Source organism: Novosphingobium sp. KA1 (assembly GCF_017309955.1).
Classification (GTDB): Bacteria; Pseudomonadota; Alphaproteobacteria; order Sphingomonadales; family Sphingomonadaceae; genus Novosphingobium.
In genome coordinates this window covers 2,078,203-2,094,063 of record NZ_CP021247.1, presented here as the reverse complement: position 1 = coordinate 2,094,063, position 15,861 = coordinate 2,078,203, and the positions used below count along the sequence as shown (strand labels likewise).

Sequence of the window (15,861 nt, the reverse complement as noted above, 5' to 3'; positions counted from 1 at the left end):
TTGACATTTTCGCACACAAGCCTCTCTAAGCACTTGCATGGCCGCCGATTTGCAGACCATTTCCGCCGCGCGTGAGGCGCTTTCCTCGGGCGATGTCGCGCGCGCCGAAGCCCTGGCGCTCGCCGCGCGCGCCGAACCCGCGCTCGCGCTGGATGCGATCGAGGTGCTGGCTCTCGCCGCCAAGGCCCGCGGCGCGGGCGAGCGCTATGAAAACCTGCTGCGCGAGGCGGCGGTTCTCGCGCCCGAGCGCACGTGGCCGCGCAACGACCTCGCCGAATGGCTGCACGATACCGGCCGCCTTCACGACGCGGAAGCGGTCTTGCGCCGGACCATCGCCGACCAGCCCGGCAATCCCGACGCCCAGATGCGCCTCGGCACCATGCTGAGCGAGCGCGAGGAACTGGTCGAAGGTGCCGAGCATCTGCAGGCCGCGATCCGTATCGTCGGCCCCCATCCGCAACTGCTTGCCAATCTCGGCCGCAATCTCCAGCGGCAGGGACGCCTGGAGGAAGCCGCCCCGCTGCTGGCCGAAGCGGTTCGTGCCATGCCCGACGCCCTGCCCCCGCTGGCCTGGCTGGCCGAGCTGGAGGAACAGGCCGGCCGGTTCGAGCGGGCCTGTGCCGTGCTGTCCCGCGCCGAGGCGCTCGCGCTGCGCCAGGGCAGCGATGTCACCCTGCAGCGCGTCACCCTGCTGTCGCGGACCGAGGAATGGCCCATGGGGCTCGCCATGCTGGAGGCGGAAACCCCGCCTTCGGGCGCCGCCCTGCTGCTGCGCGGCCGCCTGCGCGACCGGGCCGGCCGCAAGACTGAGGCCTGGGATGACTTCACCGCCGGCAAGGCCGCGCTCGCACGGGCCGCCAGCCGCAGCTATCCGGCCCGCGCGGTGGGCGAACTGGTGCGGCAGTGGCAGGACGTCTTCACCGCCGACCGCTTTGCCCAATTCCTGCCTGCCGAGCGCCGCAAGGGCGTGCCGCAACCGGTGTTTATCCTCGGCTTCCCGCGCTCGGGCACGAGCCTCATCGAACAGGTACTGGCGAGCCATTCGCGCGTGCGCGCGGGCGGCGAGCTGCCGTTCGGGCGCGAACTGGCGGAACAGGCCCATGCACGCACCCAGGGCGCCTTCCCGCGCGATCCCGATGGCGTGAGCGAGGCCCTGCGCGACACGCTGGGCACGCTCCTGCGCGATCATTACCTCGCCCGCGCCGAACGCTACGGCCTTCTCGAAGAGGGCGCGGACTTCTTCACCGACAAGCTGCCGCTCAACGCGCTCTACCTGCCGCTGCTGCAACTGGCCTTCCCGCAGTCACCGGTGATCGCCGTGCGCCGCGATCCGCGCGACGTGATGGTCTCGGCGATGAGCCACGATTTCACCCACGGCTTCGCCTGCGGCTACCGGCTCGAGGACCTCGCGCTCCACTATGCCCGCATGGACGCACTGACCGAGCACTGGCTGGAGGAACTGCCGGTGCCCGCGCACGAACTGCGTTACGAGCGGTTTGTCGCCGACCAGGAAGAGGAAACCGCGGACCTGATGGCCTGGCTCGGGCTGGATGCCGAACCACGGCAACTGGCCTTCCACACCCTGCCCCGCCATGCGCCGACGCCCAGCCATGCGCCCGTGCGCGAGCCGCTCAACCGCCGCTCGATCGGACGCTGGAAAGGGTATGCCAAGGAACTCGCCCCGGTGCTCGCCGTGCTTACCGAGGCTATCGAACGCGGCGGTTATGCCGCCTCCGACAGCCCCGTAGCCAGTTCCGGCGCCAAGGGACCGACGATCAACTGAACACCGCTGGCCCCGTGCAGCACCATGCGCGCGCCAAGCCTCTTCAACGCGGCCTCGTCGATCGCTGCCGCGTCGGCGAGGTCGATCCAGACCCGGCTTGAAGCCGCGCCTGCCGCCGTGACATTGCCCTTGCCGCCCAGCGCCGCCAGCCAGGGCGCGGCATCGATTGCGGCCGTCGGCGCCGCTGCCGCTGCCGCCGCCGCTGCCCCCGCCGACTTGCCCTCCGCCGCAGCCGCCTCGGTAGCTCCCCGCAGCGGCCCTGCCGCCTCGCGCATCTCGCTTGCCACGTCGTCGGCGATCGGGCCGACCACGACCTGCAGCGCGCCCGGCGCCGGGCGGATCAGCCCGCGCGCGCCAAGTGCCCTGAGGCGCGGCTCGTCCACGGCATCGCTGTCATGCAGGCGCAGGCGCAGGCGGGTGGTGCAGGCGCCGATCTCGGCGAGGTTGCCCTTGCCGCCCAGCGCCGCCACGAAGGCCGCCCCGCGCGCGCCCTCGGCAGGGGCGATCGCCCCCGGATCCTCGCCCACCGGCTCGTCCTCGCGCCCCGGTGTCCTGATGTCGAAGCGCACGATCGCCCAGCGGAACGAAGCGTAATAGAGCAGCGCATAGGCCGCCCCCACCGGCAGCAGCAACAGCGGATGGGTGGCCTTGGAGTAGTTCAGCACATAGTCGAGCAGCCCCGCCGAGAAGCCGAAGCCGAGCTTGACGCCGAGCAGGTCCATCAGCGCCATGGCCACGCCGGTCATCACCGTGTGCATCGCATAGAGCAGCGGGGCGAGGAACATGAAGGTGAACTCGATCGGCTCGGTCACGCCGGTCAGGAAGGCGGTCAGCGCCATCGACAGGAACATGCCGCCCACCGCCTTGCGCCGCTCGGGCCGCGCCGCGTGGTACATCGCAAGGCAGGCGGCGGGCAGGCCGAACATCATCACCGGGAAAAAGCCCGACATGAAGCTGCCGGCCGCGGGATCGCCCGCGAAAAAGCGGTTGAGATCACCGGTGGTGCCGTGGAAATCGCCGATGATGAACCAGGCCACGTTGTTGATCACGTGGTGCAGGCCGGTGACGATCAGCATGCGGTTGAGCACGCCATAGGCAAACAGCCCCAGCACGCCTGCATGGACAACGCCGCCACTGACCATGTCCATGCCGCCGGTGATCGGCGCAAAACCGTATCCGACCACGGCCGCCAGCAACAGCCCGGCCAGCCCCGAGAGGATCGGCACGAAGCGGCGGCCGCCGAAAAAGGCGAGGTATTCGGGCAGGCGGATCGCGGCATAGCGGTTGTAGAAGGCGCCTGCGGTAAGCCCGGAGACGATGCCGATCGGGACCGCCAGCTTGGCGATGGCCTTGGCCCGCCAGGCATCCGCGGCGAGCCCGGCGGCCACGTCATGCGGCACCACCAGCAAGGTTTCGGCGCCCTTGCTGGCGACCAGGAAGCAGACCAGCCCCGCCAGCCCCGCCGCGCCATTGGCATCGCGGGCGATGCCGACCGCAATGCCGAGCGCGAAGAGCAGTCCAAGATTGTCGAAGATCGCCGCCCCTGCCGCGGCCACGAACGGCAGGTCGAGCAGGTCCGGCTGGCCGAGCCGCAGCAGCAGACCGGCGATCGGCAGCACCGCGATCGGCAGCATCAGCGCACGGCCCAGCGGCTGGAGCGATTGCAGCGAGAGCGTCATGCCACTTCCTCCACGATCTTGCCGAGTTCCGCGCGTACCAGGGCGCGCACGGCGGCGGCGTCAGGCAAAGCCAGCGCGGCCTCCGCCATGAGGCCGCATTGCTCCAGTGTGAGGCTCCGAACGCACGCCTTGGTCTCCGCAACCGAGCCCGCCGAAACCGAAAGTTCACGCACGCCGAGGCCGATCAGCAGCGGAATCGCCTCCGGATCCGCACCAAGCCCGCCGCACAGGCCGACAAGGCGACCATGGCGGCTGGCGCCGATCTGCGCGATCTCGATCAGTTGCAGGATCGCCGGGTGCAGCGCGTCGAGCCCCGCCGCGACATGCGGATTGGTGCGGTCGCGTGCCAGCGTGTACTGGGCCAGATCGTTGCTGCCGACCGAGAAGAAGTCGGCCTCCGCCGCCAGCACCCCGGCGTGCAGGGCGGCGGCGGGGGTTTCGACCATGATCCCGAGCGGCGGGCACGGACGCTCCTCTTCCGCAGCGATCCGCTCCAGCGCGGCCCGCGCCGCGCGCAATTCGGCGATCTCGCTCACCATCGGCAGCATGATCTGCACCGAGCCTTGCGCCTCCATGGTGACAAGCGCGCGCAGTTGCACGTCGAGCAGGTCGGGCGCTGCCAGTTGCAGGCGGATACCGCGCAGGCCCAGCGCCGGGTTTTCCTCGCCGCCCATCGGCAGGTAGGGCGCGGGCTTGTCGGCGCCGATGTCGAGCGTGCGCACGATCAGCGGGCGCCCTTCCAGCGCGGCGGAGATCGCGGAATAGACCTCACGCTGCTCGGCAAGCGAAGGGGCCTCGGCGCGATCGAGGAACAGGAATTCGCTGCGCAGCAGCCCGCAGCCCTCGGCACCGGCAGCGACCGCCGCACCGGCATCGGCGGCGGAAGCGAGATTGGCGAAGACCTCGATCCGGACACCGTCGCGGGTCATCGCAGGCTCGTGCGCATGGGCCGCGGCGGCGCGGCGGCGGGACTGCGCGCCTTCGATGCGGGCCCGTGCCGCGGCCAGGACACCCGCTGCGGGCGCATGGGTCAGCGCGCCCTTTTCGAGCAGCAGCGCCGCGCCTTGCGGGATCGACTTCAGCCGCTCGCCCGCCGCCACCAGCATCGGCAGGCCCAATCCCGCAGCGATGATCGCGACATGCGAGGTGGCGCCGCCCTCGACGGTGACCACGCCGCCAAGGCCGCCATCGGCCAAGGCCATCAGCTGCGAGGGATAGAGATCGTCCGCCAGCAGGATCGCGCCGGGCGGCAACGGCGGCGGGGTCTCGTCGATCCCGCCGCTTGCCAGGGCGACGCGGCGGGCGAGGTCGGCCAGATCGTCCACCCGCTCGCGCAGGCGCGGATCGGGGGAGAGGCGCAACTGGGCGATGAAACCCTCTACCCCGGCGATCCACGCCCTGCCCGCCGGCTGGCCCGCGGCGATGCCGCCGCGCGCGGCTGCCAGAAGTTCGGGATCATCGAGCAGGACCAGATGCGCAGCGGCAATCTGCGCGGCCTGCCCGTCACCCTCGGCCGCGCTTTCAAGGCTGGCACGGATTTGGGCGATAGCACCGTCCAGCGCAGCCGTTTCCGCCTCGCGCGTGCCCGCCGTTTCCGGAAGCGATGCAAGCGGATCGAGCAGCCAGACCGCCGGGCCGATCGCCGCTCCGGGGACAGCCGTGACCGCCGCCAGCGCCTCGCCTTCGCCCAGCGGGAGCGGCGGGGCCAGCGCGGACGGTCCCCCGCGCACTGCCGGTTCGCCAACCACGACCGGGCGATGTTCGCCCATGCCGCTCTCGATCAGTTCGGCGAGGGCATCGATGGCCGTGATGTCGCTTCCCCGCAAGGTCAATGTCTCGCCGTGGCCGAGCCCCAGCGCCAGCATGGCAACCGCGCTGCGCGCCGAAGCCACGCGGCCATCGGCGGCGACGATTTCGAGGATGCCGGGGAACGTGCCCGCCAGGCTGGCCAGCCGCGCGGCCGGCCGGGCATGGAGGCCGTGCGCCAGCGGCAGCAGCAGCGAACGGCTGGTCAGCGGCGCCGCCTCCTTCGCGCCTGCCGCCGCGGCCATCCCGCAGGGTTCCAGCGTCATCAGCGCCGCGCCCGCCGCGATCTCCCGGTCCGTCTGCCCGCCGACAACGGCAAAGGCCTCGCCATTGGTGACGATCACCGGCGTCAAGAGGCTGCGTGCGGTGCGGGCAAGCCGGTCAAGATCGAATAGGATCAGCACCTGCCCTGCCTCGACCCGCTCGCCTTCCATGACTTCCGGTGCGAAACCCGCGCCGCCAAGGCCGACGGTATCGAGCCCGACGTGCATCAGCAGCACCGGCCCGGCGTCAAGTTCCAGCGTCACGGCGTGCCCCGCGGGATGGACCGAAACCACCCGTCCCGCCCCCGGCGAGACAAGCCGCCCATCGGCAGGATCGACGGCGATGCCCGGGCCCATCATGCCTTGCGCAAAAACGGGATCGGGCACTTCGCAAAGCGGGGTGGCCCAGCCGCTCAGCGGGCTGGCAATCGTCAAGGTCATCGTGCGGGGTCCAGCGTCAGGCGGTCCAGCATCCACAGCGGATCAGGGCCGGGCTGCGCAAAGCTGAAATAGAGATCGTGCGGGCCCGCCTGCACCGGAAGGGCAGCCGTGAGCGTGCGGACACCCGGATTGCCGGCCGCCTCGCCCAGCGGCACGCGGGCCACGATCGGGCCATCGGCCTTGTCCAGCCGGACCAGCAGTTCGCCAGCCCGGGTCCCGGGCTTGTCGAACACCAGTTTCGCCAGGTCCGCGCCGATCTGGTAGTTGAACGGCACTTGCCCGACTTCCGCGGTCAACCCCGCGATCCCGGCGAGCGGAGCGCCGCGCCAGATCCAGCAAGGATGGAAAATATCGCCCCAGAACACCGCCCGCTTGCCCTGCGCCGGCGCATCGTCTTCCGGGCGCAGCGGCACCGCGCGCGAACAGAGTTCCAGCTGCGAGGCTCGGCGCGTGCGGGTCATGGCGGCGGAAAGCGTCCAGCCTTTCTCCTCGCCGAACGGCTCGGTGCCGAGGAAGCTGCGGGTGCGCAGCACGGTCCCGGGTGCGAGCGTCAGCGGCGCCGCATAAGCGGGTGAACTGGCCAGCGGCGCGCTGCCGTCGGTGGTGTAGTGCAGCGTGCCCGCCTTCACCGGCTGTTCCAGGCTGGCCGCGATCCTGTCGCCGGCCGCCGTGAACGTGCCCAGCGCCTCAAGCGGCGTACGGTCATAGCCGATGCCCATGGCCTTCTCGCGCGCCAGTTCGGCCGGCAGGCGCGCGGCGAACTCATCCCACTGCCGGCGCTCCGGCGCGGTCCAGGCGATTTCGGCGAGCATGGCGGCGCGCGGCCACATCTGCCGCTCCATGATCTCGCCCGTGCGCATGTGTTCGGTCCAGAGGTTCGCCTGGACGCCGAGGATATGCGCGCGCTCGCCGTCGCTCAGCCCCTGCGGCAGAACCGGCGTCTCGTAGAAGCGCTTCCAGTCGATCACCTCGCCCCGGCCTGACGGCTCGTCGGCGGACATCGACTGCATGTGATCGAGATAGAAGTCCGGCGAGGGCGAAAGCACCGCGTCGTGCCCGGCCTTGGCAGCGACGATGCCGCCCTCGATGCCGTGCCACGACATGACCGTGGCCGAAGGCGGCACGTGGCCTTCGAGGATCTCGTCCCAGCCGACGATCTTGCGGCCCCTGGCGGCAAGGTAATCGCCGATGCGGGCGATGAACCAGCCTTGCAGCTCGCCCTCGTTCCTGAGGCCAAGCGCCTTGATCCGGGCCTGCGCGCGCGGATCGGCGATCCACTGCGCCTTCACCGCCTCGTCGCCGCCGACATGGATATAGGTGGAAGGGAACAGGTCGATCACCTCGTCCAGCACGTCTTCCAGGAAAGCGAAGGTCGCCTCCTCGGTGTTGAACAGGTTCTCGTAGACGCCCCAGTCGGCGCCCGGCACTTTCGCCGGATCGGCTGCGGCGGCGAGCATGGGATAGGCCGCAATGGCCGCCGTTGCGTGGCCCGGCATCTCGATCTCGGGCACGATGGTCACGTGGCGCTCGGCCGCATAGGCCACGATCTCGCGGATCTCGGCCTTGGTGTAGAAACCTCCGTAACGCACGGGATGACCCTGCGCGTCGGTTCCGGCAGCCCCGGCCGGACGGCGCCAGGCACCGACCGCGATCAGGCGCGGATACCTGTCGATCGGGATGCGCCAACCCTGATCATCGGTCAGGTGCCAATGCAGCACGTTGAGCTTGTCCGCCGCCATGCGGTCGATCAAGGCCTTCACGAAGGCTGCCGACTGGAAGTGGCGCGCGGAATCGAGCATCAGCCCGCGCCAGGCAAAGGCCGGGGCATCGTTGATGACCATGGCCGCGATCGTGCCGTCCTTGGAGGCGGCAATCAGCTGCCAGAGCGTTTCCGCACCGTAGAACAGGCCGGCATCGGTGCCGGCCTCGATGGTGACGGCACCGGGCGTCACCGTCAGCCGATAGGCTTCCGCGCCCGCGACCGCAGCATCGCGGCGAAAGCGGATGCGCCCCCCGGACGAGGCGGCCAGCTGCGGCGCGCCGGTCTGGCGGAGGAGGTCTGCCAGCCGGCTCGCGGCCGCCCGTTCGCCGCTGTCTGTCGCCGCAATGCGGGCATGGCGGAAATCGAACCGCCCCTGCTGCGGCTCGACTTTCGCCGGAAGCGGAAGCAAGGGCGGAGAGGCCGCCTCGGCCTCCCCGGAAACGGGCCCGCAAGCGAGCCCGAAAACGACAGCGGCGGCGAGGACGAATGAGCGCATCATGTCAGTCTATCCGCTGAATGCTGGATACGAAACTTTCGTTTCGGATTGTGCGCCCCCGACACGACCGCTGTGAGCAGGGGCCGGTAGTCCGCACTTCCGGCCCCTTCGCGCTCACCCGATCCGTCGATCAGTCGCCGCTCTGTGCTGCGGCGTAGAAGGCATCGAGATCGTCCTTCATCTTTTTCATCGACGGCGGGTCGATGTAGATCATGTGGCCAGACTCGTAATAGGTGTAGGTGATGTTGCGCTTCAGTCCCTCGGGGATCGACATGTGGGCGAGGTCCCACTCGGCCCCGAAGAACGGCGTCGCCAGGTCGTAGTAACCGTTCATCGCCAGCACCTTGAGATGCGGATTCTGCCGCATCGCCGCCGCCAGATCGAGGCTGGTCGCCGCCAGTGCCTGCTTGCGCCCGTCATCGGCCACGTGGCTCTGGTCCCAGCCGCGCAGCATGCCCGAATAGTAGTTCGGGCGGTAATAGAGCTGGGTCTTGTAGCCCAGCGTGCCGAACAGGTAGCTGTTGAGCGCGGCAACGTAAGGCCCGGTCATCGAGGTATCGGTGGCGTCGTACTCGGGCCGGTCGCCCAGCACTTCCGATTCAGGCCCCATGAAGCGGGAGTCGAGACGGCCGATGGTCTCGGCGGAATCGCGCAGCAGTTCCTTGCGGTAACGGTTGAGATCGATACGCAAGTTGCCCGCCAGCAGCACCTGCGGCGCAATGCCGGTATAGGCGGAAAGCTGCCCGGCAATCGCCTGACGCTGGTCGGCCGGCAGGTTGAAGCCCTGCACCAGCGCATTGAGATAAGGCCCGGTGGCAAAGCGGCGCACTTCGGTGAGGAAGGGTTCGAGCGCGGCGGGCCTGTTTGCAAGGCGATGGTGATACCACGCGGTCGCCGCGTAGCTCGGCAGCATGCGCACTTCGTCGATGTCGAAGCCGACCTGGCGGGCGCCGTAATTGAGGATCGAGGACTGGAGGATGATGCCGTTGGGCTGCACCCCCGCCTTCTGCAACGACAGCGCCAGCCCCGCCGCACGCAGCGTGCCATAGCTTTCGCCGTAGACGAACTTGGGCGAGTTCCAGCGGTCGTTGATCGACAGGTAGCGCACGATGCCCTGGGTGAAGGTCTTGAGGTCGTTGTCGACGCCCCAGAACTCGCTCGCCTGGTGCTTGCCGAGCGGACGCGACAAGCCGGTGCCCAGCGCATCGATGAAGACAAGGTCCGAGATGTCGAGCATCGTCAGCGGGTTCTTGCCGATGGCGAAAGGTGCAGGCGCATAGGCGGTCGGCGCCGGCGTATCGACACGCACCGGCCCCCAGCTGCCCATGTGCAGCCACATCGTCGACGAGCCGGGCCCTCCGTTGAACAGGAAGGTCACCGGACGCCTGGCCTTCGACCCGAGGTTGTCGGCGGTATAGGCGACGTAGAACAGGCTGGCGATCGCCTCGCCGTCGTCGTCGCGCAGGGTCAGGTGGCCGGGGGTGGCGGTATAGGCGATCTTCTGGCCGCGCGCGGTGGTCACGCTGTCCTTGCGCGGCTGGGCATCCTCGACCGCGCTGGCCTCGACCTTGTCGACCTTGTCGGGCTTGCCGGCATCGGCCTTGGCAGCATCCTGCGCATCAGCCTTGCCGGCGTGATCCTGCGCCATGGCCGGCGTGAAGACGAGTGCCGACGATACGGCTAGAACGGTCAGAAAGCGGCGCATGCGGCAGTGTCCCCTGTAGTGCCGCACGCCCTTCGAACGCCCGCAAGCCGCCGGGAACGCTTTTCCCTGCTCCGGCGGCGATGACGATCTGGCTGCGGCCCGTTGTCGTGATCAAAGTGGTGCAGATCGTATATCTAATACTCATCAGGCATAGCACTGCCGCCCATCCGGTCAACAGGGCTGCTGCAAGAACGACAAGCCTGACACTTCCGTTACAAATTAGCCCCTCCCACGCCGGACCGCTTTCTGCTACAGGGCCGCCGCAAGAAATACCGTATATCCGCATACGATAGACGAAGTTCGAAGGGACCGCTCTTGTCCACTGTCGTTTTCCGCTGTTTCTCGGCCCTCCTGCTTGCCGGCGCGGCAACGCCCGCGTTCGCTCAGGCACAGGCGGGCAGCGCGGACGCCCAGTTCAAGGCGATCACCGACAAGGAATGGGCCTGGCGCAAGCAGCAGCAGGGCGACGACGACGGCCCGGGCAAGCTGCGCGCCCACCTGCCCGACGTCACCCCCAAGGCCCAGGCCGCGCGCCGCGCCACCTGGCAGGATGTACGGCGGCAGGTCGCCGCGATCCCGGCCGACACGCTTTCGCCAGCCGTGCGCGTGGACCAGCAGGTCTATCTGAACCAGATCGACGTGCTGATCGCCCAGCAGCAGTTCCACGAGTGGGAAAAGCCGGTCAATTCGGACACCAGCTTCTGGAGCGGTCTTGCCGGCATGGGCCGCCGGACGTTCTCCACCGAGGAGGAATACCGCCGCTACATCGCGCTGATGACCGAGTTCCCGCGCTACTTCCGCGATCAGACCGCCAACATGAAGGCGGGTCTCGCACGCGGGTTCACGGCGCCGCAAGTGACGCTGAAGGGCCGTGACGAATCCATCGCCTCGGTCGCGAACAAGGCGGCTGAGGACACGGTATTCTTCGAACCTTTCAAGGCGATGCCCGCCGCGATCCCCGCCGCCACGCAGGCCGAACTGCGCGCGGCAGGCCTCAAGGCAATCAACGAGGCGGTGCTGCCTGCCTACAGGGACCTGCTGCGCTTCGTTCGCACCACCTACATCCCCGGCGCGCGCAAGGAACTGGCCGCCGAGACCCTGCCCGACGGCAAGGCCTACTACCGCTCGGTCATCAAGGAATACGCGACGACCGACATGACGCCGGAGCAGATCCACGCGATCGGCCTCTCGGAAATCGCCAAGATCCGCGCGGAAATGCAGGAAACCATGAAGGAGGCGAAGTTCGACGGCGACCTGCCCGCCTTCCTCCAGTTCCTGCGCACCGACCCGCAGTTCTATGTGAAGACCCCGCAGGCCCTGCTCGACCGCGCCGCCTGGACCGCCAAGGAAGTGGACCGCAAGATCGGCCGCTTCATCGGCCACCTGCCGCGCCAGCGCTTCGGCATCGTGCCCGTGCCCGACGACATCGCCCCGTTCTACACCGCCGGTCGCGGCGGGCCGGGCGTCTACCTCGTCAACACCTATGACCTGCCGAGCCGCCCGCTCTATTCGCTGCCCGCGCTGACACTGCACGAAAGCGCCCCCGGCCACGCCTTCCAGATGCCGATCGCGGCCGAGAACAAGGACCAGCCGGACTTCCGCCGCGAGACCTACATCTCGGCCTTTGGCGAAGGCTGGGCGCTCTATACCGAACGCCTCGGCACCGACATGGGCATCTACCAGACGCCTTACGAGAAGTTCGGCATGCTCAGCTACCAGGCCTGGCGTGCGGCGCGCCTTGTCGTCGATACCGGTGTCCACCACTATGGCTGGAGCCGCGCGCAGGCGCAGCAGTACCTGCACGACAACACCGCGCTGTCCAACCACGAGATCGAGACCGAGGTAGACCGCTACATCGCCTGGCCGGGGCAGGCGCTGGCCTACTACCTCGGCGAAATGACGATCATGCAGGGCCGCCGCAAGGCCGAGGCCGCGCTTGGCCCCAAGTTCAACATCCGCGCCTTCCACGATACCGTGCTGGCCCTGGGATCGGTGCCGCTGCCGATCCTCTCTGCCCGCATCGACCAGTTCATCGCCGAAGGCGGCAAGGGTCCCTATCCCGACGAGGAGTCCTGACGATCGCGAGACGGGCGGCAAAGATCGCCCGCCGGATCCGACGAGCCCACGGGTCGCGAGGAGGGGGTGGCAACAGCCGCCCCCTCCGTTTATTCTTGATATTTTAAGAGATTAAAGCAGGGGAGCATAGCCCCCCTGCACCCCCAAGACCGTCTAGGTCACGCGGGCCAGCAGCGTTGTGCGCCCACTTGCCGCAGCGAGAAGAGAATGGCCTTCGGCCGAAACCCGATTGCTAAATCCAACGCCGGGCCGCCCCATACCAACTCACTCCGTCGCCCCCGCGCAGGCGGGGGCCCCGCTTTCTTGCCCTGAGGCAGAAAGGCCGGAAGAACAGCGGGATCCCCGCCTGCGCGGAGATGACAAGATTGCCTGGTTGATTGGCCGCGTTCCGTTCAGCCGAACGGCTTATCGATCGACGGCTGCGGCTCGGTAAACCACTTCGCGCCGCTGTCGGTCACATAGAAGTGATCCTCCAGACGCACCCCGAAACGATCGGGAATGACGATCATCGGCTCGTTCGAGAAGCACATGCCCGGTGCCAGCGGCGTCTTGTCGCCCCGCACCAGATAGGCCGGTTCGTGGATCGACAGCCCGATGCCGTGGCCGGTGCGATGCGGCAGGCCGGGCAGCTTGTAGTCCGGCCCCAGCCCGGCCTTCTCCAGCACCGCACGCGCGGCGTAGTCGACCAGTTCGCAGGGCTTGCCCGGCTCGACGGCGTCGAAGGCGGCCTGCTGCGCGGTGCGTTCGAGTTCCCAGATCGCCCGCTGCTCGTCGTTGGCCTCACCAAAGACGTAAGTACGGGTGATGTCCGAGTGATAACCGGCAACACGGCAGCCGGTATCGATCAGCACGATCTCGCCTTCCTGCAGTTCGCGGTCGCCGGGCAGGCCATGCGGATAGGCGCTGGCGAGGCCGAACTGGACGATCACGAAGGCATTGCCGCCGGGGGCACCGATCGCGCGGTGGGCTTCGTCGATGAACCGGGCGACTTCGCTGGCGCGGATGCCGGGCCGCAGGATGCTGGCGGCGCGGCGGTGCACTTCCAGCGTCATCGACTTGGCCTGCTGCATCAGCGCCAGTTCGGCGGCCGACTTGACCATGCGGCACCCATCGATCACCGGCGCGCCGGAGACGAGCGTGGCCGACGGCGCGTCCCGGGCGATGCGGTCGACAAACAGGTAGCTTATCGCCGGATCGATCGCGAGGCGCGAGACGCCCTTTTCGCGCAGCGCCGCGGCGAGCAGCGCGGTGGGGCTTTCATCCTCCTCCCAGAGGCGGAAGTCGGCCTCGATCAGCAACCCTGCTTCCAGCGTGCCCAGTTCGAAGCGCGGCGCGATCAGGATCGGCGCGCCGTCCACCGGCAGCAGCAACGCCACCAGACGCTCGGATTCGCTCCAGGCGAGCCCGGCAAAATAGTTGAGGCTGGCGCCCGCCGTCACGAGCAGCGCCTCGGCGCCGATGTCGCGCGTGAGGCGACGAGCCTTGTCGATGCGGGCCATGCGCTCGTCCAGCGTGATCGCCGGCGCGGGATCGGCCCAGGGGCGGATCTGCGCCAGTTGCTCGGCCGCATTCGACCCGCCGATACCTCCGGCTGCATTACCCTGTGTCACCGTCAACTCCTGTCCAGATAGATGGGGAGCGCTAGCATTTCCGGGGGCTCCCAGAAAGCCATTGCTTAGGCCTATCATATATCGTATACGAATGTTCCAGTCAATTTTCAGGAACACCCGACGATGCCTTCGACCAAGACGCTCTGGACCGGGGTCTACCCCGCAGCAACCACCCAGTTTGCGCCGGACTACTCGGTCGATGCCGATGCCACCCAGGCCGTGCAGACCGCGCTGGTCGACGACGGCGTCGACGGCCTGATCCTGCTCGGCACCTGCGGCGAGAACAACTCGCTGGAAGCCGACGAGAAGCGCAAGATCCTCGCCGGTGCGGTGGAAGCCGTCGGCGCCCGCGTGCCGCTGGTGGCAGGCGTTTCCGAGTTCACCACCGAACGCGCAGTCGCCTATGCCAAGGATGCCGAGAAGATCGGTGTCGACGCGCTGATGCTGCTGCCGGCGATGGTCTACGTGCCCACCACCGAGGAACTGGTCACCCACTTCCGCACCGTCGCCGAGGCGACCTCGCTGCCGATCATGCTCTACAACAACCCGCCGGCCTATCGCGTCAACGTCAGCGCCGAGGCACTGGAAGCGCTGGCCGACGTGCCGAACATCGTCGCGGTCAAGGAAAGCGCGCCCGATACCCGCCGCTTCACCGACCTCATCAACCGCTTCGGTGATCGCTACTCGGTCATGGCCGGTCTCGACGACGTCGCCCTCGAAGGCATGATGCTGGGCGCCAGCGGCTGGGTTTCGGGCCTCACCAGCGCCTTCCCGCGTGAATCGGTGCGCCTGATCGCCGCCTTCAACGAAGGCAACATCGAGGAAGCCCGCGCGATCTACCGCTGGTTCATGCCGCTGCTCCACCTCGATGCCGAGCATGACCTCGTGCAGTCGATCAAGCTGGCCGAAACGATCATGGGCCGCGGCACCGAGCGCGTGCGCATGCCGCGCATGCCGCTCTCGGGCAAGCGCCGCGAAGACGTGATCCAGTGGGTCGAGACCTGCAAGGCGACCCGCCCCTGCGGCGAGTGATGCCACGAGGCGGCAGTACCCCGGAATAACGAAAGGCCCGCGATGCTCTGCGCATCGCGGGCCTTTTTCCTGGTTTGTCTGAAAATCCGCCGAGGGCGGATTTAGGCGGCACCAGCCCACTCCCCCACCCGACCACCCACTAGGGTACATTCGTTGGGTGGTCGGGTGGGGGAGTGGGCTGGTGCCGCGCTAAAAATGCCCATTCGGGCATTTTTCAAACAAACTCTCCTTAGAGTATCCGTGATGATCAAGCCTGAGATTGCGCCCAGCATCTATCGGCTTTGAGCAAAGCGTTTGCGGTCACGACGAGTTTTCGCATGACGGCGGTGATGGCGATTTTGGCGGGCTTTCCTGCGGTGACGAGTTGTTGGTATTTTGCCTTGAGATCAGGGTTGTATCGGGCGGCGACGAGGGCCGGCATATAGAGGGCCTGCCTCACGTTGGCACGTCCGCCGCGGATGAAGCTTTTGCCTTTCCATTGTCCGGATTGCCGCGCGATCGGTGCAAGGCCGGCAAGGGACGCGGCCTGCTTGTTCTCAAGGCTGCCGAGTTCGGGCATGGTGGCGATGAGCTGGTTGGCGGTCAGCGTTCCCACACCCGCGATGCTGGTCAGTATCTGGTGTCGACGAGCGAGTACGGCATCGGCGGCGATCAGGTTGGAGATCTCGGCGTCGAGGGCCGCGATATGTCGATCGATCTGTTCGAGCCGCTGGCGACACTGGCGCTTGAGAAACGCGATGGTGAGATTTTTCTCACGATTTTTGAGCGCGGTGCGATCACGAACCAAGCCGTCTCGGGCATTGATGAGTTCCGCCATTTGGGTCTGCTGTGCGCTTCGAGCGGGTCTGACCGCTGGCTGCAAGGTTGCGGCCATACGAGCCAGCAGGATGGCGTCAATGCGATCAGTCTTGGCCAATGTGCCAGTCGCCTGGGCGAAGCGCCGGGCCCGTTCAGGGTTGAGCTTCACACAAGGCCAGTTGGTCAGCGCCGCCTCCAGTGCGCGATGATAGGTTCCGGTTGCCTCGTAGGCGATCCGTTCGATCGGCCATTGTCGCAGCCAGGCGATCAGCGCCTTGTGCCCCTTGGCGGTATTGGCAAACTGGCGCTCGGCGCCGACGGGGTAGGCATGGCAATCGAGGCTCGCTTTGGAGATGTCGATGCCGATTGTCTGTGGTAGATTGTCGCTCATCTTTTCCGCTGTCCCATGC

General features: G+C 67.9%; 9 protein-coding genes. 3 read left to right on the top strand and 6 right to left on the bottom strand.

Annotation, left to right across the window (positions count from 1 at the left end; translation table 11 throughout):
* The first annotated feature begins 37 nt into the window (after window positions 1-37).
* On the top strand, window positions 38-1,783 hold the full coding sequence (locus CA833_RS10175) for a sulfotransferase (protein ID WP_207077955.1): 1,746 nt from the start codon (window positions 38-40) through the stop codon (window positions 1,781-1,783).
* Here CA833_RS10175 and nagE read toward each other — a convergent pair.
* The 4 genes from nagE to CA833_RS10155 all read right to left on the bottom strand — a co-directional run bounded on the left by nagE (window position 1,723) and on the right by CA833_RS10155 (window position 9,935).
* The gene (gene nagE / locus CA833_RS10170) at window positions 1,723-3,462 is read right to left on the bottom strand and encodes an N-acetylglucosamine-specific PTS transporter subunit IIBC (RefSeq protein ID WP_207077954.1); all 1,740 of its coding nucleotides are present in this window, start codon (window positions 3,460-3,462) and stop codon (window positions 1,723-1,725) included. The genes CA833_RS10175 and nagE overlap by 61 nt on opposite strands.
* On the bottom strand, window positions 3,459-5,972 hold the full coding sequence (locus CA833_RS10165) for a glucose PTS transporter subunit IIA (protein WP_207077953.1): 2,514 nt from the start codon (window positions 5,970-5,972) through the stop codon (window positions 3,459-3,461). Before CA833_RS10165 ends, nagE begins: the two co-directional genes overlap by 4 nt.
* Window positions 5,969-8,233, bottom strand: a complete 2,265-nt coding sequence (locus tag CA833_RS10160) for a family 20 glycosylhydrolase (protein ID WP_207077952.1) — start codon at window positions 8,231-8,233, stop codon at window positions 5,969-5,971. The genes CA833_RS10165 and CA833_RS10160 overlap by 4 nt, the downstream gene beginning before the upstream one ends.
* A 127-nt stretch (window positions 8,234-8,360) precedes the next feature.
* Complete coding sequence (locus tag CA833_RS10155; RefSeq protein WP_207077951.1) at window positions 8,361-9,935, bottom strand: S10 family peptidase; 1,575 nt, start codon at window positions 9,933-9,935, stop codon at window positions 8,361-8,363.
* A gap of 315 nt (window positions 9,936-10,250) precedes the next feature.
* Between CA833_RS10155 and CA833_RS10150 the strand changes: the two genes are divergently transcribed.
* Complete coding sequence (locus tag CA833_RS10150) at window positions 10,251-12,011, top strand: DUF885 family protein (protein WP_207077950.1); 1,761 nt, start codon at window positions 10,251-10,253, stop codon at window positions 12,009-12,011.
* A 392-nt stretch (window positions 12,012-12,403) separates the two neighbouring features.
* On the opposite strand, the gene CA833_RS10145 is transcribed toward CA833_RS10150, so the two are convergent.
* The gene (locus CA833_RS10145; protein ID WP_370584494.1) at window positions 12,404-13,627 is read right to left on the bottom strand and encodes a M24 family metallopeptidase; all 1,224 of its coding nucleotides are present in this window, start codon (window positions 13,625-13,627) and stop codon (window positions 12,404-12,406) included.
* Between the two features lie 117 nt (window positions 13,628-13,744).
* Here CA833_RS10145 and CA833_RS10140 point away from each other — a divergent pair, with 117 nt between their 5' ends.
* A complete protein-coding gene (locus CA833_RS10140) occupies window positions 13,745-14,653 on the top strand; it encodes a dihydrodipicolinate synthase family protein (RefSeq protein WP_142635635.1) in 909 nt (302 codons plus the stop codon).
* 247 nt (window positions 14,654-14,900) lie between these two features.
* Here CA833_RS10140 and CA833_RS10135 read toward each other — a convergent pair whose 3' ends face one another.
* Entirely contained in the window at window positions 14,901-15,842 is a 942-nt protein-coding gene (locus tag CA833_RS10135) for an IS110 family transposase (protein ID WP_207077948.1), read from the bottom strand.
* Window positions 15,843-15,861 lie beyond the last annotated feature (19 nt).

Coding starts and splice junctions, on each gene's coding strand:
- CA833_RS10175 (WP_207077955.1), top strand. CDS start 38: ATGGCCGCCGATTTGCAGACCATTTCCGCCGCGCGTGAGGCGCTTTCC.
- nagE (WP_207077954.1), bottom strand. CDS start 3,462: ATGACGCTCTCGCTGCAATCGCTCCAGCCGCTGGGCCGTGCGCTGATG.
- CA833_RS10165 (WP_207077953.1), bottom strand. CDS start 5,972: ATGACCTTGACGATTGCCAGCCCGCTGAGCGGCTGGGCCACCCCGCTT.
- CA833_RS10160 (WP_207077952.1), bottom strand. CDS start 8,233: ATGATGCGCTCATTCGTCCTCGCCGCCGCTGTCGTTTTCGGGCTCGCT.
- CA833_RS10155 (WP_207077951.1), bottom strand. CDS start 9,935: ATGCGCCGCTTTCTGACCGTTCTAGCCGTATCGTCGGCACTCGTCTTC.
- CA833_RS10140 (WP_142635635.1), top strand. CDS start 13,745: ATGCCTTCGACCAAGACGCTCTGGACCGGGGTCTACCCCGCAGCAACC.
- CA833_RS10135 (WP_207077948.1), bottom strand. CDS start 15,842: ATGAGCGACAATCTACCACAGACAATCGGCATCGACATCTCCAAAGCG.